This is a genomic window from Acidovorax benzenivorans (assembly GCF_028680575.1).
GTDB lineage: Bacteria > Pseudomonadota > Gammaproteobacteria > Burkholderiales > Burkholderiaceae_C > Acidovorax > Acidovorax benzenivorans.
On the sequence record NZ_JAPCKI010000029.1, the window covers coordinates 1 to 26,351 of the forward strand.

20 protein-coding genes and 1 pseudogene are annotated in these 26,351 nt (G+C 64.9%); 10 read left to right on the forward strand and 11 right to left on the reverse strand.

Going from position 1 to position 26,351, the window contains the following annotated elements; all coding sequences use genetic code 11:
* The 5 genes and pseudogenes from OIN59_RS24820 to mnmH all read left to right on the forward strand — a co-directional run.
* On the forward strand, window positions 1-371 hold a 371-nt coding region (locus OIN59_RS24820; RefSeq protein ID WP_274114816.1), incomplete at its 5' end, for a M20/M25/M40 family metallo-hydrolase.
* A 76-nt stretch (window positions 372-447) separates the two neighbouring features.
* Window positions 448-893 (forward strand): annotated as a pseudogene (locus OIN59_RS24825) (transposase); the annotation flags it as partial.
* Between the two features lie 471 nt (window positions 894-1,364).
* The gene (locus tag OIN59_RS24830; RefSeq protein WP_274114818.1) at window positions 1,365-2,726 is read left to right on the forward strand and encodes a GGDEF domain-containing protein; all 1,362 of its coding nucleotides are present in this window, start codon (window positions 1,365-1,367) and stop codon (window positions 2,724-2,726) included.
* Window positions 2,727-3,182: 456 nt separating this feature from the next.
* Window positions 3,183-4,238, forward strand: coding sequence for a selenide, water dikinase SelD (selD, locus tag OIN59_RS24835; RefSeq protein WP_274114820.1), 1,056 nt, complete (start codon window positions 3,183-3,185; stop codon window positions 4,236-4,238).
* Window positions 4,238-5,341, forward strand: coding sequence for a tRNA 2-selenouridine(34) synthase MnmH (gene mnmH, locus OIN59_RS24840; protein ID WP_274114822.1), 1,104 nt, complete (start codon window positions 4,238-4,240; stop codon window positions 5,339-5,341). The genes selD and mnmH overlap by 1 nt, the downstream gene beginning before the upstream one ends.
* On the opposite strand, the gene OIN59_RS24845 is transcribed toward mnmH, so the two are convergent.
* The 7 genes from OIN59_RS24845 to OIN59_RS24875 form a co-directional block, all read right to left on the reverse strand.
* Window positions 5,342-7,678 carry a CHASE2 domain-containing protein gene (locus OIN59_RS24845; protein WP_274114824.1) on the reverse strand — a complete coding sequence of 779 codons (2,337 nt, stop codon included), beginning with the start codon at window positions 7,676-7,678 and terminating at the stop codon, window positions 5,342-5,344.
* 100 nt (window positions 7,679-7,778) lie between these two features.
* Window positions 7,779-9,533 carry a FecR domain-containing protein gene (locus OIN59_RS24850; protein WP_274114826.1) on the reverse strand — a complete coding sequence of 585 codons (1,755 nt, stop codon included), beginning with the start codon at window positions 9,531-9,533 and terminating at the stop codon, window positions 7,779-7,781.
* Between the two features lie 75 nt (window positions 9,534-9,608).
* On the reverse strand, window positions 9,609-10,307 hold the full coding sequence (locus tag OIN59_RS24855; RefSeq protein WP_274114828.1) for a response regulator transcription factor: 699 nt from the start codon (window positions 10,305-10,307) through the stop codon (window positions 9,609-9,611).
* A gap of 131 nt (window positions 10,308-10,438) precedes the next feature.
* A complete protein-coding gene (locus OIN59_RS24860; RefSeq protein WP_407655146.1) occupies window positions 10,439-11,446 on the reverse strand; it encodes a formylglycine-generating enzyme family protein in 1,008 nt (335 codons plus the stop codon).
* Between the two features lie 68 nt (window positions 11,447-11,514).
* Window positions 11,515-11,775, reverse strand: coding sequence for a hypothetical protein (locus OIN59_RS24865; protein WP_274114832.1), 261 nt, complete (start codon window positions 11,773-11,775; stop codon window positions 11,515-11,517).
* 201 nt (window positions 11,776-11,976) lie between these two features.
* The gene (locus OIN59_RS24870; protein WP_274114834.1) at window positions 11,977-13,281 is read right to left on the reverse strand and encodes a tryptophan--tRNA ligase; all 1,305 of its coding nucleotides are present in this window, start codon (window positions 13,279-13,281) and stop codon (window positions 11,977-11,979) included.
* Window positions 13,282-13,337: 56 nt separating this feature from the next.
* Window positions 13,338-14,006, reverse strand: coding sequence for a site-2 protease family protein (locus OIN59_RS24875; RefSeq protein ID WP_274114836.1), 669 nt, complete (start codon window positions 14,004-14,006; stop codon window positions 13,338-13,340).
* A gap of 246 nt (window positions 14,007-14,252) precedes the next feature.
* On the opposite strand from OIN59_RS24875, the gene OIN59_RS24880 reads away from it, so the two are divergent.
* Complete coding sequence (locus tag OIN59_RS24880) at window positions 14,253-15,401, forward strand: methyl-accepting chemotaxis protein (RefSeq protein ID WP_274114838.1); 1,149 nt, start codon at window positions 14,253-14,255, stop codon at window positions 15,399-15,401.
* A gap of 129 nt (window positions 15,402-15,530) precedes the next feature.
* Here OIN59_RS24880 and OIN59_RS24885 read toward each other — a convergent pair whose 3' ends face one another.
* Together OIN59_RS24885 and OIN59_RS24890 are read right to left on the reverse strand one after the other, a co-directional pair.
* The gene (locus tag OIN59_RS24885) at window positions 15,531-16,166 is read right to left on the reverse strand and encodes an L-threonylcarbamoyladenylate synthase (RefSeq protein WP_274114840.1); all 636 of its coding nucleotides are present in this window, start codon (window positions 16,164-16,166) and stop codon (window positions 15,531-15,533) included.
* A gap of 50 nt (window positions 16,167-16,216) precedes the next feature.
* A complete protein-coding gene (locus OIN59_RS24890; RefSeq protein ID WP_274114841.1) occupies window positions 16,217-17,074 on the reverse strand; it encodes a 3',5'-nucleoside bisphosphate phosphatase in 858 nt (285 codons plus the stop codon).
* A 186-nt stretch (window positions 17,075-17,260) separates the two neighbouring features.
* Between OIN59_RS24890 and OIN59_RS24895 the strand changes: the two genes are divergently transcribed.
* Together OIN59_RS24895 and OIN59_RS24900 are read left to right on the forward strand one after the other, a co-directional pair.
* Complete coding sequence (locus tag OIN59_RS24895; RefSeq protein WP_274114843.1) at window positions 17,261-19,048, forward strand: methyl-accepting chemotaxis protein; 1,788 nt, start codon at window positions 17,261-17,263, stop codon at window positions 19,046-19,048.
* A 317-nt stretch (window positions 19,049-19,365) separates the two neighbouring features.
* Window positions 19,366-21,135 carry a methyl-accepting chemotaxis protein gene (locus OIN59_RS24900; protein WP_274114845.1) on the forward strand — a complete coding sequence of 590 codons (1,770 nt, stop codon included), beginning with the start codon at window positions 19,366-19,368 and terminating at the stop codon, window positions 21,133-21,135.
* Between the two features lie 108 nt (window positions 21,136-21,243).
* On the opposite strand, the gene recJ is transcribed toward OIN59_RS24900, so the two are convergent.
* Both recJ and OIN59_RS24910 read right to left on the reverse strand, forming a co-directional pair.
* Window positions 21,244-22,968: a single-stranded-DNA-specific exonuclease RecJ gene (gene recJ, locus OIN59_RS24905; RefSeq protein WP_274114847.1), complete on the reverse strand. Its 1,725-nt coding sequence runs from the start codon at window positions 22,966-22,968 to the stop codon at window positions 21,244-21,246.
* A complete protein-coding gene (locus OIN59_RS24910) occupies window positions 22,965-23,921 on the reverse strand; it encodes a phosphoglycerate mutase (RefSeq protein ID WP_274114849.1) in 957 nt (318 codons plus the stop codon). The genes recJ and OIN59_RS24910 overlap by 4 nt, the downstream gene beginning before the upstream one ends.
* A gap of 80 nt (window positions 23,922-24,001) precedes the next feature.
* On the opposite strand from OIN59_RS24910, the gene OIN59_RS24915 reads away from it, so the two are divergent.
* Together OIN59_RS24915 and lolD are read left to right on the forward strand one after the other, a co-directional pair.
* Window positions 24,002-25,255, forward strand: coding sequence for a lipoprotein-releasing ABC transporter permease subunit (locus tag OIN59_RS24915; RefSeq protein WP_274114851.1), 1,254 nt, complete (start codon window positions 24,002-24,004; stop codon window positions 25,253-25,255).
* Window positions 25,248-25,958, forward strand: a complete 711-nt coding sequence (gene lolD / locus OIN59_RS24920) for a lipoprotein-releasing ABC transporter ATP-binding protein LolD (protein WP_274114853.1) — start codon at window positions 25,248-25,250, stop codon at window positions 25,956-25,958. Before OIN59_RS24915 ends, lolD begins: the two co-directional genes overlap by 8 nt.
* The last annotated feature ends 393 nt before the right edge of the window (window positions 25,959-26,351 follow it).

Sequence of the window (26,351 nt, forward strand, 5' to 3'; positions counted from 1 at the left end):
ACGCGCTGGTGGACGCCATGGCCGCCGAGGTCAAGGCCTTTGCCGACCAGGTGGCCAAGGAACACGGCGTACAAGTGCACATCGAGATGGTGTCCAGCTACCCCGCACAGCTCTTCCAGCCCGAATGTGTAGAGGCCGTGGGCCGCGCAGCCGCCAAGCTCGGTTACAGCCACATGCCCGCAGTCTCCGGCGCGGGGCACGATGCGGTGTACATGGCCAAGCTGGCGCCCAGCGGGATGATCTTCATCCCCTGCAAGGACGGCATCAGCCACAACGAGATCGAGGATGCCAAGCCTGAGCACATCGAGGCGGGGTGCAATGTGCTGCTGTATTCCATGCTGGAGCGGGCGGCCCTGGCATCGAATTGCTAGGGTTTCTCTGCACGAGTCCCTCGGCGATGTGCTTGAACAAACCTGAAGCGCAGACAATACGCGCCACCGCGAATTACTGGATGCCGTGGAGTTGGTGGTTCCTTGGGCAGGGCTTGTCTCGCTCATAGAGCACTACGCCTCCGAGAGCAGACGCCGGGGCCAACAGCCCTTTGCGTATTGACCCTGATGCGCATCCATTTCACGCAGCAGTGGTTCAAGCTCAGCGCTCCGGCCATGGAAGAAGCGTCTGCACGACGCGCCAGCCTTTAGTGACTATGCGGGCCTGTCCCACAGGGGTGAAGAGATCCCCTGTGAGTCGAGCATCCTGCACTTTTGGCATCTGCTGGAACGCCACAAGCTGGCCGATCAAATCGTGGCCACCGTCAAATGCCCTGCTGCAAGCCAAGGGGCTACCGCTGAAGGTGGGCACCGTGCTGGATGCCACAGCTGATGGCTGTGCCCAGTGCTACCAAGAATCGAGGCGGCGAGCGCTGCCCCGAGATGCACCAACGCAAGCAAGGAACCCTTCTGGGTGCTCAAGCAACAGTTCGGGTAAGTGAGGGTGCGCGACCCCGGAGGCTCAAGAAGAATGCGACCCAGATCGTCACGCTGCTTGCGCTGGGCAATCTGTGGATGGCAAGGCGCAAATTGTTGGCTGGCCTGAGGCAAGTGCGCATGCAGGGGGCGCAATGCTCCAAGACATGGGGCAAATGGCCGCCACACAGCGCTCGAATGGGCACTGAGCGCGCTATTGGCTTAAAGCGTGCAGGGTTTTAGATCAGGCACCATAGTGGTGCGCTCAAAAAGAGATTCGTGCAGAGCATTTCGAGGACCACTCTTGAGAGTACCCATATCACTGATGGCGTGGCTTCTGGGGTTCGCATTGTTGGATGCATAGAAGATCGGTGCGACACGCCTCGCGTTGAAATGAGTTCGTACCGTGTAGTAATGCTGGATATCCATTGAGAAAAATTTCTGATTATTTTTTATTTTATGATTCTTTCTGAGCAAGTAATCTCTGATCTCAATGGCTTGATATCTCAAACGCCAGAGTCTATTCGTGTAGATATTTCAAAAACCATTAATGACTGCGCAGAGTCGTTGGCGACAGTCTTCTATGAAGCCATGTTGCAAAACCAATTGGCCAAAGGCTTCTTGGACCATAGTACGGTGAAAGAGCGGCTTCACCCGTCGTTGGCACGATGGCTGCGCGAGCTGTATCAATATCCTCATCCAGACCTGTCTGCCTTGGTGGCACATCAGCGCAAAGTTGGCGAAATTCATGCGCGCATACGGTTGCCCCTCTACCTTGTTGCACGCGGCGCACGCATTTTGAAGCAACGCGCTTACAGCGAACTTGATGTGCGATTTCCAGACAAGATGCAGCTATCTGTTGCCATCAAATACATCGGACAATTGATGGATATTGCGCTGGAAGTGATGAGTGCAGCCTATGAGCGAAATGCCGAAAGAGAATCTCGTACTGACGAGGCATATCGCCAACATGCCATTGGGCAAAATATGGCCGCAGAACGTGAGCGCCAGCGTTCCAATTTGCTGGAATGGGGGCAGAGCGTACTGCTTTCGATCTATCGAAATTCGCATGCTGCCGCTCTGCCGCGTATCGTTTCTTCGGAATTCGGTCTATGGCTGATTCATAAAGGCAGTTCCATGTTTGAAGCGTCTCCCGAGTTGGGAGAAATTCGCGCATCCATGGATAGGCTAGATGAAACTATTTTGCCCCAATTGCAGGTTGTCAAAGCGGCCGACGAGCAGATACCCACTCTTCTGGAAGCATTGGAGACAGAAGTCGACGTCATAAAATTTCAGCTTGCGTCGATTTTTGATCGCCAATTGGAAGTTGAAAATGGCCGGGATACCCTCACTCGTTTATTTAATCGTCGATTTCTTCCTTCTGTCCTCAGTCGCGAAATTACACTCGCGAACCGGCGTGGCGAGCCGTTTGCGCTCGTATTAATTGATATCGATTATTTTAAGGTGGTAAACGATACGCATGGGCATGAAGCGGGTGATATGATTTTGCAACAAACCGCAGCCTTGCTGATCAATACTGTGCGCAGCGGTGACTTCGTCTTTCGCTATGGTGGTGAAGAAATGCTTGTTTTGCTTGTTGAGATTACGCAAGAAGCGGCATTGCAAGTTGCTGAGAATATTAGATCGCGTATAGAAGAAAACCGATTTCTGGTTGGCGGTGGTCAGACTGTAAACGTAACAATTAGCAGTGGGTTGGCGGTTTTTGATGGACATCCAGATTATCAGCATTTAATCCGTCGAGCGGACAGCGCAATGTATCAAGCAAAGAGCACCGGTCGCAATCGCATCTGCTCTGCTTAGATTGATTCAATGGGGCGCCCGCCGAGTTGCGGTCTGGCGGGAAAGGATCGCCCTGGGTTCTGCGGCGGCTGTGTTGTTGAAGTCAGCTCGCCACCTCGGCGGTCTGACTGGCGAGTTGCGGGTAGCGGCTTGCCCCAGCCTCGGCAGGCAGGATGTACGTGACGGGCAAGGGCTGGCTTAGGAATGAAGCAAGGCGTTGGGTGTCTGCGTCGTCAAGGGCGCAGTGCCACAGCACCGCACACCACGGATGGATGCGGGGTTGTTGTGGCGCAGGCCCTGCTTGCGCCCATGGCGATGCCGATTCCTGGTGGGGCTGTGTCGGCCTATGTCCGGTCCTGTATGGCGATCACAGTGGGTTGATGTGCTGCGTTCCACCTCCTCGTGCTCGGGTGCCGGGCGCGTAAGCCAGAATGGGGGGCTGCGCAGCTTGCGGCTGCGGCCCCGAAAGAAACCTGCATGACCCAAGAATTCCCAACCGCTAACCCGCCCATCCGTTTGACCCAGTACAGCCACGGAGCAGGCTGTGGCTGCAAGATCAGCCCTAAGGTGCTGGATGTGATCCTGGCGGGCAGTGGGGCCCAACACCTGGACCCCCGGCTCTGGGTAGGCAACACCTCGCGGGACGATGCTGCGGTATATGCCCTGGATGACGAGCGCGGGGTGGTGTCCACCACCGATTTTTTCATGCCTATCGTGGATGACCCGTATGACTTCGGGCGCATTGCGGCCACCAATGCGATCAGCGACATCTACGCCATGGGGGCCGATCCGTTGATGGCGATTGCCATCCTGGGGTGGCCGATCAATGTGCTGCCGCCGGAGGTGGCGCGTGAGGTGGTGCGGGGCGGGCGAGCGGTGTGCGATGCAGCGGGCATTCCGCTGGCGGGCGGGCATTCTATTGACGCGCCGGAGCCCATCTTCGGTCTGGCGGTGACGGGCATCGTGGAAAAGCGTCACCTCAAGCGCAACGATACGGCCACAGTGGGTTGCCGCCTGTACCTGACCAAGCCCCTCGGGATCGGCATCCTGACCACTGCAGAGAAAAAGGCCAAGCTGCGCCCGCAGGATGTGGGTGTGGCTCGCGATCTGATGTGCACGCTCAACCGGCCAGGGGGCCGTTTTGGCCGACTGGCGGGTGTGATGGCAATGACGGATGTCACCGGTTTTGGTCTTTTGGGGCATCTGGTCGAAATGGCAGAAGGCAGTGGCTTGAGCGCTGTGATTGACTACGCGGCAGTGCCCCGTCTGGCCGGTGTGGACTACTACATGGACCAGGGCTGCGTGCCCGGAGGTACGCTGCGCAACTTTGACAGCTATGGCGCAAAGATTGCGCCCCTGACCGATGTACAGAAGCACCTGCTGTGCGATCCCCAAACCAGCGGTGGGCTGTTGGTGGCCGTGAGTCCGGAAGGGGAGCCCGAGTTTCTGCGGGTGGCCACGGAATTGGGCCTGGCGCTGCAGCCCATCGGTCAGCTCACTCCCCGACAGGCCTTTGCTGTCGAGTTGCGCTGATGCCAATCAACCTGACGGACTACCGGCACATCTTCCTGAACGATGTGCCCATGATGGATGTGCGCGCGCAGGTGGAGTTTGGGCAGGGCGCGTTTCCTGGCGTCGCCAACCACCCCTTGATGGACGATGGCGAGCGCCAGCAGGTGGGCACGTGCTACAAGCAAAAAGGCCAGGAGGCCGCGATTGCGCTGGGGCATCAGCTGGTGTCGGGCAGCATCAAGCGCCAACGCATTGAGGCCTGGGCGCAGTTTGCGCGGGCGCAGCCGCAGGGCGTGCTGTATTGCTTTCGTGGGGGGCTTCGCTCCCAGATCGTGCAGCAGTGGCTGTTGAACGAAGCGGGCATTGACTACCCCCGTGTGGTGGGTGGTTACAAGGCCATGCGCGGGTTCCTCATCGGCACTACGCAGGCTGCTGCGGCGCAATGCGGGTTTGTGGTGCTCAGTGGCCTGACCGGCACCGGCAAGACCGAGGTGATTGCGCAACTGGCAAACGGCCTGGACCTCGAAGGGCATGCCAACCACCGGGGCTCCAGTTTTGGCCAGCGCGTCAGCGGCCAGCCCACGCAGATCGATTTTGAGAATCGACTGGCCATCGATGTGCTCAAGAAACGTGCTGGGGGACAAGAGACCTTCGTGCTGGAGGACGAAGGGCGCCATGTGGGCAGTTGCTCGGTGCCCCTGGAGCTGCGGCAGCGGCTGGAGCAGGTGCCCATCGTCTGTCTGGAGGATCCTTTCGATGCCCGTGTCGAGCGCATCTTGCGCGACTATGTGCAGCAGCAATGTGCGGATTTTGTGACCGCCCACGGCGAGGAGGCGGGCGCCGACCTGTTTGTCGCGCGGCTGCTCGATAGCCTGGGCAAACTCGCCAAGCGTCTAGGGGGCGACCGCTACCAGGCGCTGCGTGCGTCGATGCAGGCAGCGCTTGCGCAGCAACGCAGCCATGGGGACCTGTCGCTGCACCGGGACTGGATTGCGGCACTCATGCGCGACTACTACGACCCGATGTATGCCTACCAACGGCAAAGCCGGGCGGACCGCATTGTGTTCCAGGGCGACCGGCATGCGGTGCTCGACTTTCTACGGGCACAGTCCACCCCCGGCTAGCTAGGGCGCGTTGTCGTCCGACGGCGCATCCGGTCGCTGGGGCAGCACCAGCCGGAACTCGGCGCCGCGCCCTACTTCGCTGTCCACCTCCAGCGTGCCGCCGTGGCGCAGTACCACCGTCTGTACCAGCGCCAAGCCCAGGCCTACCCCTGCGATGGTGGGGTGGCTGTGGTCGTGCAGCCGCTGGTAGGGAGTGAACAGACGGCCTTGCTGCTCGGGCGCAATGCCGGGGCCCTGGTCCCGTACCGACACCACCCACTGCGTGCCGCGCGCCACGATGGCGCATTGCACCGTGCCGCCATCGGGGCTGAACTTGATGGCGTTGTGGATCACGTTGGTCAGCGCACGGGACAGCAGGGCGCGGTCACCCAGGCATGGAGCAGTGTCTGGGGTGGCCACAGTGTGCACGTCCACGTTGCGATCGCGGGCCAGGGTCCAGAGGTCGTCGGAGGTTTCCGACAGCACGGCGGCCAGGTCCAGGGGCGCCATGCGGTATTCCTGCGTCTGCGCGCTGGCCAGTTGCACAAAACTCTCGGCCATACCCAGCGAGGTCTGTGCGTAGCGCTCGATGCGCTCCAGCAGTTCCTGGTCCGACAGGCGGCCCGGGTAGGCGCGCTGCATCTCCAGCAGCGTCAGGATGGAGGCGTTGGGCGCACGGATGTCGTGCGAGATGAAATGCATGGCCTGGTCGCGTTGCTGCAGTGCGCGGCGCATCTCTGTCAGGTCCACCAGGGTCAGTAGCCAGCCCGCATTGGCCAGGTCGGTAAAAGGCTTGCACTGCACCAGCAGGCGACGGCCCCGGGCGTCTGTGCCTTCGGTCTGCTCGGGCAGTGCGGCGCTGTGCAGGCTGGCCTGGGTGATGATCGGCTGGTCGGTGCCCACCTGCACCAGGTCGGCCAGCAGGTCCACCACCGACAGGCCCTGTAGGGAAGGCTGGGCGGGTCCGCCCAGGTGCTGGCGGGCGGCCTGGTTGGCTAGCTGGATTTCACCAGCGGGGTCGCAGACGATGGTGGGTGAGGGCAGCTGCTGCAGGCTTTCGCTCACGAAGTGGTGTAAGTCACGCAGTTGGCGGGACGCGCGTTCCACGGCGTTGATGCGGCGCTCCAGAAAGTCGGCCGAGTCTCCGGGCCGTCTGCGCAACCGCATGGCCAGGCCTTGGCGCTGCAGGTTCTCCATCTCCAGCCGCAAGAAGTGCGCAGCCGCGCTCAGACGCCGCCAGCTCCACAGCGGGTAGGCAAATGCCAGGCCTAGCAAGGCGGCAGCCGGGGCGAACTGCAGGCCTGCCCACCAGGGCAGTGCCATGCTCAGCAGCAACGTGGCCAGGCCCAGCCCGGCGCTGGTCAGCAAGGCGGCCAGGGGGCCGATGAGCAGCAAGGCCAGCAGGGCGCAGGCCACCGGCACCAGGTTGAAGGCGATGTTCAGAGCCTGCGATGCCCGCACCATGTGTTCGCCCGCCAGTCGGGCATCCAGCACTTGGGCGACCACCTCCACGCCCGGCATCAGGCGGGACTGCTGGCTGACGGGCGTGGCAAACATGTCGCCCAAGCCCGAGGCCTCAGCGCCCACCAGCACGTACTTGCCTTCCAGCGCTCCGGCCGGCACCAGACCGCGCAGCACATCGATGTACGAATAGGTGGTGAACGGCGAGGGCCCGGCGGCATAGGCAATGAGTGTGGGGTCGGTGCGCAACCAGGGACTGTTGTTGGGCGAGCTGGCGGGCGATGGGGCGCAGGTGGCAGCGGGCCGCCGCTGTGCCACGCATTGCAGCGCACTGCTGAAGTGGTGCCAGGGTGCTGCCGCCGGGCCTTCGAGCAGATACAGGCTGCGCACCACGCCATCGCTGTCGGGCGCCACATGCACGTGGCCCAGGCCTGCGGCTGCGCCGGTGAAGGCAGGCCAGGGCAGGTCGGCCTGGTTGCTGGCAGGGCCGTAGCCGCGCCGCAGCACGGGCAGCACCACACGTGCGCTGCGCTGGATGGCCTCGGCCAGTAGCAGGTCGTCTTCGGGGTAGTCCAGGTCGGCTTCGTTGAAGAGCACGTCCATGCCAATGGCGCGTGGGTTCTGGGCCGTCAAGCGGGTGATCAGCTCCGCATGGAGCGCCCGGCGCCAGGGCCAGCGGCCAATGGCGGCGATGCTGGCGTCGTCGATAGCCACGATCACTATGTCGGGGTGCGCGGCGCGCGAGACCAGCCGCATGCCCGCATCCTGCACCAGGTGGTTGACGCGGTCCAGGCTATCGGCCGTGCTGAGCCAGGCCACCAGCGTCAGCAGCGCGCAGGCCAGCAGCGCCCATTCCAGGCGGCGCCGACGGCGGCGCAAGTGGGCGATGGTCAGCATGACGGTGGTGGGCTGCGGGGCGTCCGCTCACCGCGTGCCAGGGCTGCTGCGCCCGCTGGTGCGACACGCAGGGCTGCATTGGGTGGGCGCTGCGCCCCGCTCAAGGACGCCCCACGGGCACACCGCTGCTGGTGGATACCGGCAGCCCTGCGCCGGTGCGGATGCCGGTGCCCACGCGGATCTTGCGGGGTGGGGAGAAATCACTCTCCAGCCCGCTGGCATCCAGCACTTTGATGCGCACCAGGTACTCCCCGGCGGCCAGGTTGCTGGCGGTCCAGGTGGGGGTGTCGAGCACGGTGTCCTCGGCCACCTGGGCAAAGTCCAGGTCGGTGGCCGAGGTGCGCTGCAGCCTGAAGCGCTGACCGGCCTGGGCGGGCCAGTGCAGGCGCACGGTCGGATCTCCGTCCTCGGCCTGCAGTGCCTGCGAGGACAGCGCAGGCGGCCGATCTGCCACGGCAAAGGGCTGGGGTGGTGCAAACGGCCCCTGGTCCGCCTGCTCGGTCTGTCCATTGGGCACAGCCAGCAGGCTGGCAATGCGCCAGAAGTAATTGCCTGCAGGCAAGGCCCCCAGTGGCAGGCGGCATTCGGTCAGGCGCTGCTCATCGCGCAATGGCTGGGTGAACTTTGCGTCGGTTGCCACCTGGACGCGGTACCAGCGTACGCCGGGGACTTCCGTGCAGCGCAACTCAGCCGCGCCACTGGGTACGACGGCACCGGGCGCCGGGTGCTGGTACAGCGGTGCCACCGGGCGAGTCTTGACGGTAAATGGTCGTATGGCGGGCAGGCCTGCAATGCCTGCATCGTCCAGCGCCCGCACGGCCAAGTAGTAGCGGCCGTCGTCCAGTGCCCTCCAGCGCAGGCGGCCGTCGGCGAAGCTGCCATGGCGCAGCACCTGCGTGAACTCTGGGTCTTGCGCCACCTGCGCCACGTAGCGGGTAGCACCAGGGGCCATCGGCAGGTCGATGGCCAGCAGGCTCGCATCCCCCAGCGTGCTGGGTACGTCCGAGGTGTCGGGCGCGGGCAGCAAAGGGCGGGGGGCTCCTACCGTGCCATCGGTGGCTACCGCCAGACCTTGGCCGGGCGCGAGCAGCGCTGCGGGCGCATTGAGCGCGGCGCCGGGTGCGCTGTCGGTGTCGCGCCGCGATTGCACCGCCACCGAGCCGTGCTCTACCGATGCTGTGGTTTGGCCCGACTCGGCCAAGGCCACGTTGAACTGGGTGCCCCGCACGCTGGTCACGGCCAGCGGCGTGCGGATCTCCATGCGGCGCAGGGGCTCGGGGCTGGGTGGCACGGTGGATTCCACACCTCCTTTGTGCATCTCCAACACCGACTGCACGCTGCCTGCTCGGCCTCTCCGCCGCAACTGGCGCAGCTGCAGCTCGGACTGCGCCTGCACCCGCACCACGGTGCCATCGGCCAGTCGCACGGCCACAAACGACTCGGGGCCTACCTTCAGCTCCGTGCCTTCCTCCAGTTTGCTGCCAGTCGCAATTTGGGCGGGCGTGTCGCCACCCCGTGCCTGCGCCGTGACCGTGCCCTGCACAAACTGCACCGTGGCCGACTCGCTAGGCTGGAGCCGTACGGGGATAAAGATCAATGAGCCCGGCTGCAGGCGCCTGGGGTCGGCCACCTTGTTGCGGGCCTGCAGCAGCGGCCACTGGCGCGGATTGGCCAGGTAGGTGCGGGCCAACCCTTCCAGGGTGTCGCCTTCCTTCACGGCGTGGGCAATTTCATCGCCTTGTTGGCGGGCTGCAGGGGCCGTGGCGACCGGCTGGGCGGAGAAGGCCGTGGTCGTTGCCAGGTACAGCAGGGCTGCAGCACCGGAGGGCATACGAATTGGCAGGTGGGTGATCAAGTCATGTCTCCTTCATGGGGTACAGAATGGGCAGACTTGCTGGTGGCGTAGTCCGCCGGACTCTATCGTGGTCTTTCAGCCTTTGTGTTGGCTTTCGACGGCTTCAAAACGGTAGCCCACGCCATACACCGCCGTGACGATGAACCCATTGGCGGGGCGCAGATCAAGCAGGGTGCGCAGGCGCGAGATATGGGTGTCCAGTGAGCGCGACATCACGTCGGCCACCTGACCCCAGACGACTTCCTTGAGGTGGTCGCGTGACAGCAGCCGACCCATGTTCTGAAACAGGAACAGGGCGAGGTCGTATTCGCGGTTCTTTAGCTCCACTGCCATTCCGTCCACTTCGATGGACCGGGTCTCGGGCAAGAAGCGGTAGCGGCCGAAATCCATCACGCCGCCTGTGTTGTCGGGGTAGGCGCGGCGCAGCAGGGCGGCCACGCGGGCATTGAGCTCGCCGATGCGCACGGGTTTGATCATGAAATCGTCAGCCCCGCTGCCCAGGCCTTCGACGATATCGCGCTCTTCCTGGCGGTGGGTGACGAACAGAATGGGCACGCGGGCCACCACGTTCTGGCGCACCCAGCGCACCACCTCGGGCCCGATGGTGTCGGGCAAGTGCCAGTCCACGATCAACAGGTCAAAGGTTTCGCGGCGCAGCGTGCGCATCAGATCCGCACCCGTCTGGTGGGTGTGGCACACATGGCCCATCGCCTCCGTGGCCTGCTTGATCAGATCCAGCTGAAGCGCATCGTCGTCCAGAGCGGCTATGCGCATGGTTCTCCCCGTCCAAAGTACAACTTGGAATTATTGGCGATAACTATCACGGCCTGGGGTTTTGCGGCGCGGATTGAAAGGGCTTTTGACATTTGTTAACCCTCCATCTTTCCTGCTGCTTTGCTTCTGTGTCAGTGCGTTGCAGCTGCAGGGTGAATCTCGCGCACCAGCCGCATGCCCACCAGCGTGTAGCGGGTCTGCGGGCTGTTCCAGTTGCGGTAGCCGCAGCGCGCATAAAACGACCATGTGTGCCACGATCCACCCCGGCGTACCCGCACGCTGCCCTCTGCCGGGCCGGTCGGATCGGTGCGGGGAGACTGGGCGTAGTAGGTATCGCCATGCCAGTCGCCCGTCCACTCCCAGGCGTTGCCCAGCATGTCGTGCAGGCCGAATGCGTTGGGCGCGTAGCGGCCCACCGGTGCGGTAAAGGCATGCCCGTCGTTGCCCGCCAGCGCATGCTGGCGCCAGCGTGGCCACAGCGGGGCGGCTGACTGGTCAAAGGTGTTGCCCGTGGTGGCAAGTCCCTGCGGGTCGTCGCCGTGGGGGTACAGGCTGCGGCTACCGGCGCGGCAGGCGTACTCCCACTCGGCCTCGGTGGGCAGTCGATAGCGATGGCCCTCGGTGCGGCTGAGCCACTGCGCCAGGGCCTGAGCGTCGTTCCAGGTCACGTTGACCACCGGGTGGTCCGGGCTTTGTGCAAAGCCTGGGTTGCGCCACGAATAGCGTGGGTCGCGGCCCTCAAAGGCATCGCCGCGCCGTGTGGTGGCGGGGTCGTATGTGGGGTTGTAGCCATAACCGCCCGTGCCATCGGCCTCGGACTCGGGCTGGTATCCGGATGCTTCGACAAAGCGCTGGAACTGCCCCACCGTGACCTCATGCTGGCCCAGGTAAAAGTCGCGGGTGATGTGCACTTCGTGGGCCGGGGACTCGTCCGCCAGGTCGGTCAGGCGCTTGCGTTCCAGCAGCGGGAAGGTTTTTTCGAGCGTTTCAAGCGGCGGGACGCCACCCATCCAGAAACTACCCGCCGACACGCGGACAAAAGTCATACCCAGGCTGTTGACCCAGGCGGGCGTGACTGCGGTTACCTCCTGCGCTGCGGGCGGGGGCGGGTGTTGGCAGCCGGCCAGCAGCGCTGCCATTGCCGCGAGTGCCCCACGCCGCACGGCCGACAGTGAGGTGGGCTGTGGGTTGGCGGGGGCACGTAGCCTCAAGGCTTGTCCTGCAACTCGCTCACGCATTCAAACACCAGGCGCGAGCCGTCGTTGCGAAGTAGTTTGGCGTGCAGGGCCATACGCTGGCATTCGCGGCTGGCCGCAGCGTAGGCCTGGGAGGTGTCGGGCCCATACACCGGAACGCTGAAGGTGCGGTCGCGGCCGGAGGCCATGGGGCCAGAGGGGCCGTAGGGGTTGGTCGCATTGCAGCCGACCAGCAAGGCCAGCACCGACACCGAGGCACACAGCAGTTTCATGAAAGTCTCCCGAGTAGATCAGGGAACCCAGTTTACGGACATGCCTGCATTCCAGGCCGCTTCTAGCCGTCAAGAGACGGTACGTAGTGTCATTTTTTGCTCATTGAGGTTCAGGGCGCAATCAGTACATACCTTGATTGCTATAAAAAAATGAGCGTATCTGTGCAAGGCGAAGGTGCAGTCGCAGCCAGAGTGCCTGGTTTATGCCGCAGCGGCTGCCTCGGCCAGCGCCTGCAGCGCGGCCGTCACTTCGGCAGCCTGCACGCCATCCACCGGTGCAAGGCGCGGGGCCAAGGTTTGCAGCGCAGTGCTGTCCTTTTGCAACTGGGCAATCGCCTGGCCTGCTTCCTTGGGCGCATCGAAGCCAGTGCTCTGCAACAGCAGGCGGCCGTCGGCTGCCACAAGCTTGAAGTAGAACTTGCCGTCGGCCTCGCGGTACTGCTTGAACGCGGGCAGTGCGGCCTTGGCAGCCTTGGCCGGTTTGGCGGCCGTGCTGGCCTGCACCAGGCTGCGCAGGCCCACAGCGCTGCGTAGTTCGCGAATGAACGGCGTGGCCAGCGTGCGGGCTCGCTCGGCACCGGCCAACAGGGTTTGCTCGATGCGGGCGGGGTTGTGGATGAGTTCTTCGTACTGCGCGCGCATGGGGGCGATCACCTGGTCGACACGCTCGAACAGGGTGTGTTTGGCATCGCCCCAGGCAATGCCGTCGGCGTAGGCCTTGCGCAGGGCCTCGGTCTCCTCGGGCGTGGCAAACGCCTGGTAGATCTGGAACAGTGCCGAACCTTCGGCCTCCTTGGGCTCGCCGGGTGCGCGCGAGTCGGTCAGGATGCCGCCGATGAGCTTTTGCAGCTGGGCGCGCGAGCTGAACAGCGGGATGGTGTTGTCGTAGCTCTTGCTCATCTTGCGGCCGTCTAGCCCAGGCAGCGTGGCCACATGGTCGTCGATGGCAGCCTCAGGCAGCACAAAGTGTTCGCCATACAGGTGGTTGAAGCTGGCCGCCATGTCGCGTGCCATTTCGATGTGCTGGATCTGGTCGCGGCCCACGGGCACCTTGTGGGCCTTGAACATCAGAATGTCCGCGCCCATGAGCACGGGGTACATGAACAGGCCTGCAGTCACACCGTCGTCCTGCTCACGCCCGGCGGCGGTGTTCTTGTCCACGCTGGCCTTGTAGGCGTGGGCGCGGTTGAGCACCCCCTTGCCCGTCACGCAGGTCAGCAGCCAGGTCAGCTCGGGGATCTCGGGGATGTCGGACTGGCGGTAGAACGTGACCTTCTCCGGGTTGAGCCCTGCGGCCAGCCAGCTGGCCGCGATCTCCAGCGTGGAGCGCTGGATGCGCACTGGGTCTTCGCACTTGATGAGCGCGTGGTAGTCGGCCAGAAAGTAAAAGCTCTGCACGTTGGGCGTGAGGCTGGCCGCCACCGACGGGCGGATGGAGCCGACGAAGTTGCCCAGGTGGGGCGTGCCGGTAGTCGTGATGCCGGTGAGAAAACGTGTGGTGCTCATGGGAAACAAAAACTCAGCAAATCAAATGAACAGGACGTGGCGGGCTGCTTCTGCGCTCAGCGCAGCAGGGCCGTCAGCGGGGTGAGCAGGAGGTTGATGGCGGTGTAGCCCACGGCCATCAGGGGGCGCAGCCACAGCGTGCCCACCACCCCCGCGATCACCAGGCCCATCACAATGAAAAAGCCCCAGGGCTCGATGCGAGACACCATGTGGGCCTGCTTCCAGGGCAGCAGGCCCACCAGAATGCGCCCGCCATCAAGCGGCGGCAGCGGAAACAAGTTGAAGGCCCACATCACCAGGTTGACCATGACCCCGGCACGTGCCATTTCCAGAAAGAAGCGCTCGTCCACGCCGGTGCCCACCAGCACGACCAGCAGCACGGCCCATGCCACCGCCTGGATGAAGTTGGACGCTGGCCCGGCCAGTGCCACCCACACCATGTGCTTCTTGGGATTGCGCAGATTGCCGAAGTTGACCGGCACCGGCTTGGCGTAGCCAAACAGGAAAGCGCCCGAGGTCGCAAAGTACAGCAGCAGCGGCATCAGGATGGTGCCGACCGGGTCGATGTGTTTGAAGGGGTTGAGCGTGATGCGTCCCATCATGTACGCGGTGTTGTCGCCAAAGTGGCGCGCCGCATAGCCATGGGCCGCTTCGTGCACGGTGATGGCAAACAGCACCGGCAGGGCGTAGATCAGAACGGTTTGGATGAGATTGGATGTGTCCACGGCGGGATTGTCTCAGACGCTCCGCTGTCCCCGGCGTTGCCGGGGTGACCCGTGGGTGTCCGTGCGTTCCAGGGCAGGGTGGTTTTGTGGGTTGGTTGTGGGTTGTACGTATGCCGATGGGACTCTAGGCAGGGGTGTTCGTTGCTAGCATCTGCCTCTTGCCTGCGGCCCGCGTCATTCAGTGCGCGGCGCCGTGCGGCGGTCCCTCTCACAACGACATACAACAGGCCTGGAGACACTGACGCCATGTGGAACAACTTGAAGATCGGAACGCGCCTGCTGCTGGCGTTTGGCGGCATTGCACTGGTCGTGCTGCTGCTGATGGCGATGGTGCTGTCCGGCATCGGCGGTGCCGAGCAGGCGCTGCAGGGTTCCACGCCCCCCGCCCAGGCGGCCTTGGCGCACTTGCAAAGCGCACGCGCCTGGGTCATCGGTTGCAGTGTGGTGGTGTTTGTGCTGGCCCTGGTGGCCACGCTCAGCCTGCGCGCCAGCATCGTGGCGCCGCTCAACCAGGCCATCCTGATTGCCGAAACCGTGGCCTCGGGCGATCTGAGCCAGGAGTTCAACTCCGAGCTGCAGGGTGACTTTGGTCGCCTGCTGGGCGCGCTGGGCACCATGGAGGACACACTGACCGACCTGGTTTCGCGCATCAAGCAAAGCACCGACTCGATCACCGCCTCGGCCGTGGACATCGATCACGGCAACGCAGACCTGTCGCGCCGGGCGGAAGACCAGGTGTCGTCTCTTACCGAGACGGCCGCCAGCATGGAGCAGCTCACCGCCACCGTGCGCCAGAACGCCGAGCGCGCCCATTCGGCCAGCGGCCTGGCCGTGCAGGCGTCGGCGATTGCCGAGCAGGGCGGCTCGGTGGTGGGCGAGGTGGTGCAGACCATGCAGGCCATCAGCGGCAGCTCGCGCAAGATCGTGGACATCATCCAGGTGATCGAGGGCATCGCTTTCCAGACCAACATACTGGCGCTGAACGCGGCCGTGGAGGCCGCACGCGCAGGCGAGCAGGGCCGGGGCTTTGCTGTGGTGGCGAGCGAGGTGCGCAACCTGGCCCAGCGCAGCGCAGTCGCAGCGCGCGAGATCAAGGCGTTGATCAGTGCGTCGGTCGAACAGGTGGAGAGTGGCGCCGGCCAGGTGGGCAAGGCGGGCAAGACCATGGAAGAGATCGTCGGCGCCGTGGGCCAGGTCAGCGCGCTGCTGGGTGAAATCTCCACCGCCCTGCGCGAGCAGAGCGAGGCCATCAGCCATGTCAACGTGGCGGTGTCGCACATGGACGGCAGCACGCAGGAGACAGCCTCTCTGGTACAGCACGCGGTGACCACGGCGTCGGCGCTGTCGGCTCAGGCGCGTGATCTGGAGCAGGCGGTCGGGGCGTTCAAGCTGTAGCCCCCTGAGCCGCTGCGCGGCTTCCCCCTCAGGGGGGCGTCACCGGTGGCCTGGCAAAGCCAGTTCCACGGTGTCGCTGGTCTCTGGCAGCGCCAGTATTGAGCGCTGCGCTGTTCTTTCAGCAGGGTTTTACAACCCCAGTGCCTGCAGACTGCCTCGGCCTTCGCGCACCACCACCGGGTCGCCGCCCGTACCCATGGGGGTCAGGTCCACCACCGTGGTGGGCTCCAGGGGGCAAGCCCCTGCGTCCACAATGGCATCCACCAGCTTTTCATAGCGTTCGCGGATTTCCTGCGGGTCGTTCAGGGGCTCGGTTTCGCCCCCAGGGATCAGCGTGGTGGCCAGCAGCGGGGCGCCGTGCAGCTCCAGCAACAACTGCAGGCCCTTGCGGTCGGGTACGCGCAGGCCAATGGTCTTGCGTGAGGGGTGGCTCACGCGGCGGGGCACTTCCTTGGTGGCTTCGAGGATGAAGGTGTACGGGCCCGGCGTGCCCAGCTTGAGCAGGCGGTACTGGCGGTTGTCCACGCGGGCATAGTTGGCCAGCTCCGACAGGTCACGGCACAGCAGCGTGAGGTGGTGCTTTTCGTCCACTTGGCGAATGCGGCGCAGGCGGTCCACCGCATCCTTGTCGTCCAGGTGGCAGACCAGCGCGTAGCTGGAGTCCGTGGGCACGGCCACAATGCCGCCTTTTTGCAGCAGCAGGGCGGCCTGCTTGAGCAGCCGTGGCTGCGGGTTGTCGGGGTGGGCTTCGAAATACTGGGCCATAGGGACAGGTTCTCAGTGGTGCGTGGGGCGGCCCGATGCGGCGCGCAGGCTCATCGCAAGATCCGGTCGGCCAGCAGTTCCCACACAGGGGTCAATGCGCCAGGCAGCAACGGCAGCGTGCCCAGGTCGGTGTGCGATTCGTCGGGGCTGTGAAAGTCGCTGCCGCGCGATGCAGCCAGGCCAAACTCTTCCGCCATGGCCGCGTAGGTCACGTATTCGGCGGCGCTGTGGCTGCCGGTGACCACTTCTACTGCGCGCCCGCCATGCTGCTTGAACTCGGAAAACAGCGCAAATTCTTCATTGGCGCTGAATTTGTAGCGCGCCGGGTGGGCGATCACCGCCATGCCTCCCGCCTGCGTGATCCAGCGCACGGCATCGCTCAGGCTGGCCCAGCGATGGGGCACGTAGCCGGGTTTGCCTTCGGTCAGAAATTTGCGAAACACCTCGGAGGTGTCCTTGCACACGCCGGTTTCGACCAGAAAACGCGCGAAATGGGTGCGGGAGATGAGGGCCGGGTTGCCCACAAACTGCAGTGCCCCCTCGTAGGCGCCTTGGATACCCACCTGGGCCAGTTGCGCCGCCATCTCCTGCGCCCGCTCGCCGCGTCCGCCGCGTGTGGTGGCCAGGCCCTGGGCCAGCCGGGCGTCGTCGGGGTCAAAGCCCAGGCCCACGATGTGGACGGTGGTGTCTGCAAAGGTCACCGAAATCTCGGTGCCTGTGAGATAGGCCATGCCCTGGGCCTGGGCGGCAGCGGCTGCGCGGTGCTGGCCGCCGATTTCGTCATGGTCGGTCAACGCCCACAGCTCCACCCCGTTGGCCTTGGCCCGCGCGGCCAGGTCTTCGGGCGTGAGGGTTCCGTCGGAGACGACGGAATGGCAGTGCAGGTCGGCGTTGAGTATGGAGGTCACCGATTCATTTTAGGGCTTGTACTGATAATGCGCCCCACGGAATCCATTAACACTTGTTACATTTGCATTGCGCTTGGCTGGCGGGTGTCCAGCCGGGGCAAACACCGGCAGTGTGGCGGTGGTTTTCCTTGGGCAAGAATCAACAGCGCGAAGCCTTGGGGTTTTCGCAGAGCATCAGGAGCAACCATGAAATTCAATGACCTGCGCGTCGCACACAAGATGTGGAGCGTGATTCTCGGCCTGCTGGCGCTGATGCTGGTGGCCGCTGTCTGGACGCAGTGGTATGGGCGGCAGGTGACTGCCGTGACCGAAGAGTCCGTCAACAAATACGAGTCCGCTATCACCACGGCGGTCAGTTGGCGCGGCCTGGCCGAAGTGGCGGTCACCATGTCGATGGCCGGGTTTGTGACCACCGACCAGGCGCTCAAGGCGGATTTTGATACCCGGGTGGCTGCACTCACCGCACGCATCACCCCGGTGCAGGAAAAAATAAACAAAGAGGCCGTCTCGCCTGAGGACAAGGCAGCGCTGGCCGCAGTGGCCGCTGCGCGTGCCGATGTTCGTGGCCAGACCGACAAGCTCAAAGAGCTGACCGATGCCGGCGACGCTGCCGCCAAGCAAGCCTATCTGGCCAATGTGTACCGCCCCAAGGTGGTGGCCTATCTGGAGTCGATTGACAAGTTCGTCGTGGTGCAAGAGCGCCAACGCGACGATGCGGTGCAGGCCGCACGCGCCATGCGCGGCAACCTGGTGTTGATCGGGGCTGCTGCAGCCATCGCGGTGGTGGCTCTGGGCATGTTGCTGGCGGCCTTGCTGGTGCGCTCCATCACGCGTCCGCTGGACAGGGCGGTGGTGCTGGCCGAAGCCATCTCGGCAGGGGACCTCACGCAGGAAATTCACGATGACCGCAAGGACGAGTTGGGCGTGCTCACCCGGGCCCTGTCGGCCATGTCGGCGCGGCTGCGCGGTGTGGTGAGCGAAGTGCGCCAGGGCGTGGACTCGGTATCGTCGGCGTCGGTAGAGATTGCCAACGGCAACCATGACCTGTCGGCACGCACAGAGCAGACAGCCTCGAACCTGGAAGAGACGGCGGCCAGCATGGAACAGCTCACGGCCACCGTGAGCCAGTCGGCCGACACGGCCCGCCAGGCCAACCAACTGGCGGGCACGGCAGCCCAGGCAGCAGCGCGGGGTGGCGAAGTGGTGGGCCAGGTGGTCACCAGCATGCAGCAGATCACCGACAGCAGCAAAAAGATCAGCGACATCATCGGCACCATCGACGGCATCGCGTTCCAGACCAACATCCTGGCGCTGAACGCAGCGGTAGAAGCCGCCCGTGCAGGCGAGCAAGGCCGAGGCTTTGCGGTGGTGGCCAGCGAAGTGCGCAGCCTGGCACAGCGCAGCGCCGAAGCGGCCAAAGAGATCAAGACCCTGATCAGCACCAGCGTGGAGAACGTGGAATCAGGCTCGGCCCAGGTGGCGCAGGCCGGGCAAAGCATGCAAGAGATTGTTGCCAGCGTACAGCGCGTGAGCGACCTCATCGGCGAGATCACGGCCTCCTCGACGGAACAGCGCGACGGCATCGCGCAGGTCAACCAGGCGGTCACACACCTCGATCAGATGACACAACAAAACGCGGCGCTGGTGGAGGAATCGACCGCTGCAGCCGCCTCAATGCGCGACCAGGCCCAGCACCTGGCGCAGGTGGTGTCGGTGTTCAATGTGGGGGCGGTGGCTACGCGGGCACCTGCGGCGCCTCGGGCCGCTCCAGCACCTGCACCCCGGCCTGCATCCGCCGCCCAGGCCACACTGGGCAACAAGCCTGCAACGGCCCGGAAGGCGGCCGTCAGCGCGCCCAAGGCCTCGGCGGCGGCGCGGTTGGCGCCGCCAGCTGCCCCCGCAGTCGCGCAGTCGGCAACCCCTGCACCGAAGGCGGCGGCCAAGGGCGGGGACGACGACTGGGAAAGCTTCTGATTCCTGGCCCTTGCGCGCCCTGACGGATCTTGGGTTGGGCCCCGTCTGGGCCACCGATAGCGTGACAAGAGGTTTTTTGGGGTGTCCGGGGCGCACAGGCCCGCCGCCGCCAGGTCCTGTGGCCCGGCCCCTGTTCGATGCATCTTCGTTCGCGCATTTCTGGCAGGTTCCGGATGCGGGTTTTTCCCGGTGGGGCGCAAATCCGCCAGTGCCTCGGGCTGGCGTAGGCTATGGCCTGTTGTTGATGTAATCGAATGTGTCTTGCACGCCATGCGCAGACCATGGAAACATCGCCGGTCCACGAGGAAAAACAAACCATGCAATTTGACAATATCCGCGTCTCCCGCAAGCTGTGGGGCGCCTTTTTGGGGCTCATGATTGCCATGTTGCTGCTGTCTGCGTTTGCGCAGAACCGGGGCAACTCGTCGATGTCGGCCGCCTTGGACGCCGTGGTCGAGATCGAGGCCCGCATCTCGGCTGCCGTGCGCTGGCGTGGCGCCACCGAAACCGCCGTCACCATGGTCATGGGCGGCGCAGTGACCACCGATTCGGTGCTGGCCGAGCAGTACGGCGCCAAGGTCAAGGAGATCATCGGCAACATCAACAAGGTGCAGGAGGGCATCGTGGCGGCAGCCACCGCGCCCGAGGAGAAAGCCTCGCTCGACAAGGTGCTGGAGGCGCGCAAGGCCGTGCTGGCGGCCACTGCCAAGACCTGGGAGCTCAAGGGCGCGGGCGATGCCGTGGCCACCCAGCGTTATGCAGACGATGAGTTTGCCCCCCTGGTCACCAAGTACCTCAAGGCGCAGGACGACTTTGTGGCCACGCTCGAAAAGCGCCGCGACGTGATCCGCGCCGACGCCACCCAGCGCCGCATCCAATACGCCATCACCGGCATCATCAGCTCCATGGTGCTGATGGCGGCGGGCCTGTTTCTGGCCTGGAAGCTGGTGCGCTCCATCACCCTGCCGCTGAACGAAGCGGTAGCGACCATCGATGCCATCGCCGCTGGCGACCTCACGCGCGAGCTGCAGTCCACCCGCAAGGACGAGTTTGGCCACATGCTGCGTTCGCTGTCGGCCATGTCGGCACGGCTGCGCGGTGTGGTGAGCGAAGTGCGCCAGGGGGTGGACTCGGTATCGTCGGCGTCGGTAGAGATTGCCAACGGCAACCATGACCTGTCGGCACGCACAGAGCAGACAGCCTCGAACCTGGAAGAGACGGCGGCCAGCATGGAACAGCTCACGGCCACCGTGAGCCAGTCGGCCGACACGGCCCGCCAGGCCAACCAACTGGCGGGCACGGCAGCCCAGGCAGCAGCGCGGGGTGGCGAAGTGGTGGGCCAGGTGGTCACCAGCATGCAGCAGATCACCGACAGCAGCAAAAAGATCAGCGACATCATCGGCACCATCGACGGCATCGCGTTCCAGACCAACATCCTGGCGCTGAACGCAGCGGTAGAAGCCGCCCGTGCAGGCGAGCAAGGCCGAGGCTTTGCGGTGGTGGCCAGCGAAGTGCGCAGCCTGGCACAGCGCAGCGCCGAAGCGGCCAAAGAGATCAAGACCCTGATCAGCACCAGCGTGGAGAACGTGGAATCAGGCTCGGCCCAGGTGGCGCAGGCCGGGCAAAGCATGCAAGAGATTGTTGCCAGCGTACAGCGCGTGAGCGACCTCATCGGCGAGATCACGGCCTCCTCGACGGAACAGCGCGACGGCATTGCGCAGGTCAACCAGGCAGTGACGCACCTCGATCAGATGACACAACAGAACGCGGCGCTGGTGGAGGAATCGACCGCTGCAGCCGCCTCGATGCGCGACCAGGCCCAGCACCTGGCGCAGGTGGTGTCGGTGTTCAATGTGGGGGCGGTAGCTACGCGGGCACCTGCGGCGGCGCCTCGTTCAGCACCGGTGGCTGCACCACGGCCCGCTGTGGCCAAGGCGGCGGCCAGCGCTCCCCGTGTGGCTGGGGCCCCATCTGCTGGCGCCAAGGCGTCTGCGCCAGCACCTGCCCGGCTGCCCGCCGCCAAAGCCCCTGCACCCGCCGCCAAGGCGCCGCCACAGGGTGGCGATGATGATTGGGAGAGCTTCTGACCGGATAACTGCTGGCGCCTTCCCATCCAGCACTGGTGGATTTTTTGAAGGCGACGGTGCCGGTACGGCCGCTATGGCCAGCGAAGCAAGGGGCCTGCGCAGGCTTGATCAGACCTGGGCCCCCTCCACCAGAAACTGCACCTTGCGCTCGCCCTTCCACTCGTTTACATCCAGGCGAAAAGCCAGCAGCACCCGCGCGGGCAGTTGCTCGGTGTGGCCGAACCAGATGGCGTCGATGGGGTTGCCCTGGTGGATGAGCTTGATCGACAAGTGGTTCTTGGCCTCGCCCACGAGGCGCTGGCTCACGATCTGCACTTCTTCGCTGAACGTGGGGGGCAAGAAGCCCTGGCCCCAGACCTCGCGGTGCAGGGTGTCCACGATGTCGGCGCGGCAGTATTCGGGGGCCAGCGGGCCGTCGGTCTCGATGCGGCGGGTGAGGGTGGCGGCGTCCAGCCATTCCTGCGCCACCTGGGCAAAGGCCTGCTCGAACACGTCGAACGATTCCTCGGCCACCGTGCAGCCCGCCGCCATGGCGTGGCCGCCAAACTTGAGGATCACGCCGGGGTGGCGCTTGGCCACCAGGTCCAGCGCGTCGCGCAGGTGAAAGCCGGGGATGGAGCGGCCCGAGCCCTTGAGCTCATGTTCCTTGCCCGGCGCGCTGCTGGCGGCAAACACAAAGGTGGGGCGGTGCAGCTTGTCCTTGATGCGGCTGGCCACAATGCCCACCACGCCTTCGTGAAAGTCGGGGTCGAACACGCTGATGGCCGGGGGCGGCTCTTCGTCTTCCTGGAACAGGCTCTCGGCCATCAGCATGGCTTGGTCGCGCATGCCGCCCTCGATCTCGCGGCGCTCGCGGTTGATGCCGTCCAGCGTGGCCGCCAGTTCGGCGGCGCGGCCCGCATCGTCTGTCAGCAGGCATTCGATGCCCAGCGTCATGTCGGCCAGGCGCCCAGCGGCGTTGATGCGCGGGCCCAGGGCAAAGCCAAAGTCGAAGGTGGTGGCCACGGGCGCCTTGCGGCCTGCTGAGTGGAACAGTGCGGCGATGCCTGCGGGCATCTGCCCCGCGCGGATGCGCTTCAAGCCCTGGGCGACCAGACGGCGGTTGTTGGCGTCGAGCTTGACCACGTCAGCTACGGTGCCCAGCGCCACCAGGGTGAGCAAGGGGTCGAGCTTGGGTTGCGTGGCGGCATCAAAAACGCCGCGCGCACGCAGCTCGGCCCGCAGCGCCAGCAACACGTAGAACATCACACCCACCCCGGCCATGGACTTGCTCTCGAACGGGCAACCGGGCTGGTTAGGGTTGACGATGGCGTCGGCCGCCGGCAGCTCGGGGCCCGGCAGGTGGTGGTCGGTCACCAGCACTTGCAGGCCCAGCGCCTTGGCCTCGGCCACGCCGTCCACGCTGGCGATGCCGTTGTCCACGGTGATGAGCACATCGGCGCCACGCTCGGCCACGCGGCGGGCGATGGGGGGGGTGAGGCCGTAGCCGTCCGTCACGCGGTCGGGCACCAGGTAGTCCACCTGCTGGGCGCCCAGCAGGCGCAGCCCACGCACGCCCACCGCGCAGGCGGTGGCTCCGTCGCAGTCGTAGTCGGCCACGATGACAAGGCGCTTGTTCTGCGCCATGGCGTCGGCCAGCAGGCGGGCGGCGGCGTCAATGCCCTTCAAGCCTTGGTCTCCGCTGGGCGGCAGCAGGCGGCCGAGGCCATCGTCCAGTTCGTCTTTGGCACGCACGCCGCGCGCGGCGTACAGGCGCGCCAGCAGCGGGTGCACGCCCGCCTGCTCCAGCGCCCAGGCGGCGCGGGGAGGGATGTCTCTTGCTACTATTTTCATAGCTTATTGCGCATATCTGTAAAGCGCTGGGGCCTGAAAAGGCTTTGAAAACGCTGGGCCAGCGTGCGGGGTGCGCTGCGGAAGGCCAGCGCATTGCGCTCCCCAGACAGTGTCAGTTGCACTGGCACGCCGCCTTCGGCCCGGCGCAGCAGGTCGGCCACGGGGCCTGCGTCCAGCGCGGCCCAGGCGGAGGCCCAGGTGCGCCAGTCTTCATTCAGCGCCGCGTTGCGCAGGGTCGCCAGCACCGTCGGCGCAGTGGCGGCGGAGGGGGTGGGCGCAGGCAGTGGGCCGGTGCCATACACCCAGAACGAGTTGATCATCGGCAGCCCGCGCGCCGAGCGCTCGTCGTTGAAGGCGTGGGTGTACAGCAGCATCTGCATCTCGCTGTGCAGGCGGTGCAGGGTGCGGGCTTGTTTTACATCGGGCATCCAGGCGCGCACGTCGCGTTGCAGCACGCGCTCCAGCGAGGCGGTGGCCAGGTTGGCAAACAGCGGGCCACTGGCCAGCCAGCGCGTGGGCTGGTCGTAGTGCAGGGTGATGCCGTCCTCGGCAAACCAGGGCGCCACGATGGCCAGCAGCGCGCGGGACGAGGCTTCGTCCAGGCCCAACTGTTCGGGGTCGCGCAGGGTGACGTGGTCGGTGCTGACCTGCCACTGGCAGGGGGTGACGAAGGCCCAGGCCTCGCCATCCAGGGGCTGTCCCAGCTGGTGGCGGTGCCACGCGGCCCAGGGGATGCGGCCGTCCTGCGCAGGCAGGCCCAGGGCGCGGGCCAGGGCACGTTCGTGGGGGGCTGAGAAGCTGGTTTCTTCGCCGGTGTCACTGTGTTCGGGGCGGGGGCTGAGCCGGGTCAGCAGCCGGTCCAGGTGGGGCAGGGCCAGGCCCTGTTGGGCTTGCTGGCATCCCGGAGAGGCGCTGGCGGCGTAGGGAATGAGCAAATGGGTGGTGTCCGACATCCCCCTATTGTCCGGGATGCCACAATCTGCCCCGCCTGTGGCGCGCATTCCGCACCGCGCAGGCCCTTCTTCCCATATCCATGCAAATTCCCTACGAACTGGCCCTGGGCTGGCGCTACACGCGCGCGGGCCGCACCACGCGGCGCAATGGCTTTATCTCGTTCATCTCGGGCGTGTCCATGCTGGGCATCGCGCTGGGGGTGGCGGCGCTGATCATCGTGCTGTCGGTGATGAACGGCTTTCAGAAGGACGTGCGCGACCGCATGCTCAGCGTGGTCTCGCACATCGAGATTTTTGCGCCCCTGGGGGCTGCACTGCCCGACCCGGCGCTCACCCTGGCCGAGGCCAAGAAGAATCCGAATGTGATCGGGGCAGCGCCTTTTGTGTCGGCCCAGGCCCTGCTGGCGCGTGGCGAAGACATGAAGGGCGCGCTGGTGCGTGGCATCGACCCGGCGTTGGAAGGTGCGGTGACCGACCTGGCCGCTACCAACGAGAAAACGCTCAACCTGCTGGTGCCCGGCGAGTTCCGCGTGGTGCTGGGTGGCGAACTGGCCCGCGCCTTGGGTGTGCGGGTGGGTGACGCGGTGACGCTGATTGCGCCCGCCGGCCAAGTGACGCCGGCTGGCGTGGTGCCACGCCTCAAGCAGATGACGGTGGCGGGAACGTTTGACTCGGGCCACTACGAATACGACTCGGCCCTGGTGCTGCTGCACCACGAGGACGCACAGCGCATCTTCCGCCTGGAAGGCCCCACGGGCGTGCGTCTCAAGCTCAAGGACCTGCACCAGGCCCGCGAGGTGGCGCAGGAGCTGGCCCGCAGCCTGAGCGGCCAGTTGCTGATCCGCGACTGGACGCAACAAAACCGCACTTGGTTCGCAGCCGTGCAGCTCGAAAAACGCATGATGTTCATCATCCTCACGCTCATCGTGGCGGTGGCGGCGTTCAACCTGGTCTCCACCCTGGTGATGACGGTGACCGACAAGCGCGCCGACATCGCCATCCTGCGGACGCTGGGCGCCAGCCCCAAAAGCATCATGGGCATCTTTGTGGTGCAGGGCGCCATGGTGGGCGTGATTGGCACGCTGGTCGGCCTGCTGCTGGGCCTTGGCATTGCGTTCAACATCGATGTGATCGTGCCGGCCATCGAGCGCGCGCTGAACGCGAGCTTTTTGCCCAAGGACATCTACCTCATCAGCAAGATGCCCAGCGAGCCGCAGAGCAGCGACATCGTGCCCATTGCGGTCATCTCGCTGGTGCTGGCCTTTGTGGCCACCCTGTACCCCAGCTGGCGCGCCAGCCGTGTGAACCCTGCCGAGGCGCTGCGTTATGAGTAACCCCACCCCCCATAACAACAACAACCACCACCACCAGGTGGTGCTGGAGGCCAAGGGCCTGACCAAACGCTTTACCGAAGGCCGCCTGGACGTGACCGTGCTCAAGGGCGTGGACCTGCAGATCCATGCGGGCGAAACGCTGGCGATTGTGGGTGCCTCGGGCTCGGGCAAGAGCACCTTGCTGCACCTGCTGGGCGGGCTGGACGCACCGACGGCAGGCACCGTGCGCCTGAAGGGCGAGGAGATGTCGTCGCTGTCGGCAGAGCGCCAGGGGCAGTTGCGCAATCAGCACCTGGGCTTTATCTACCAGTTCCACCACCTGCTGCCGGAGTTCAGTGCGTTGGACAACGTGGCCATGCCGCTGCGCATCCGCCGCCTGCCGCTGGCGCAGTGCCATGCGGAGGCGGAGCGGGTGCTGGCGTCGGTCGGTTTGAAGGAGCGGCTGATGCACCGGCCAGCCGAGTTGTCGGGCGGTGAGCGTCAGCGGGTGGCGATTGCGCGGGCCTTGGTGACGCGGCCTGCGTGCGTGCTGGCGGATGAGCCTACGGGCAATCTGGACCGGAGCACTGCTGACGGGGTGTTCGACCTGATGCTGCAACTGGCGCGGGATCAGGGCACGGCGTTTGTGATGGTGACGCACGACGAGTCGCTTGCGGCGCGGTGTGATCGGGTGGTGAGGTTGGTGTCTGGGGTTTTGGGGTGATTTTGGGTACTGGTGCTTGTGGGATATGGGCTGGTAGCTATTGATTTTGTAGTGTTCGATCTGGTGACCTGATCATGAAGACCGTTCGGGCTGAGCCTGTCGAAGCCGGGGCGTGCTGATTTGAAAGGCGTGCCTGTGTTGAGGGCGGAGGCCGGGAGTCGCCCGGCATGCGAGGTACTTTTCTTTGCTTCGCCAAAGAAAAGTACCCAAAAGAAAGGCGACCCCCAGTCTGCGACCCCTTCGCGGTGCGAAGGGGCAACCTGCGTCGGTGCGGTTGCGGGGTGCGCCGCAGAACTCACTGCGCTGCGTTGCAGCTCCGTTCAGACAACTGCGGCGAGTCAGATCACGAAGCACGCGCGCTCCGACGCGCGTGCCACCCCGCAACCGCCCCGC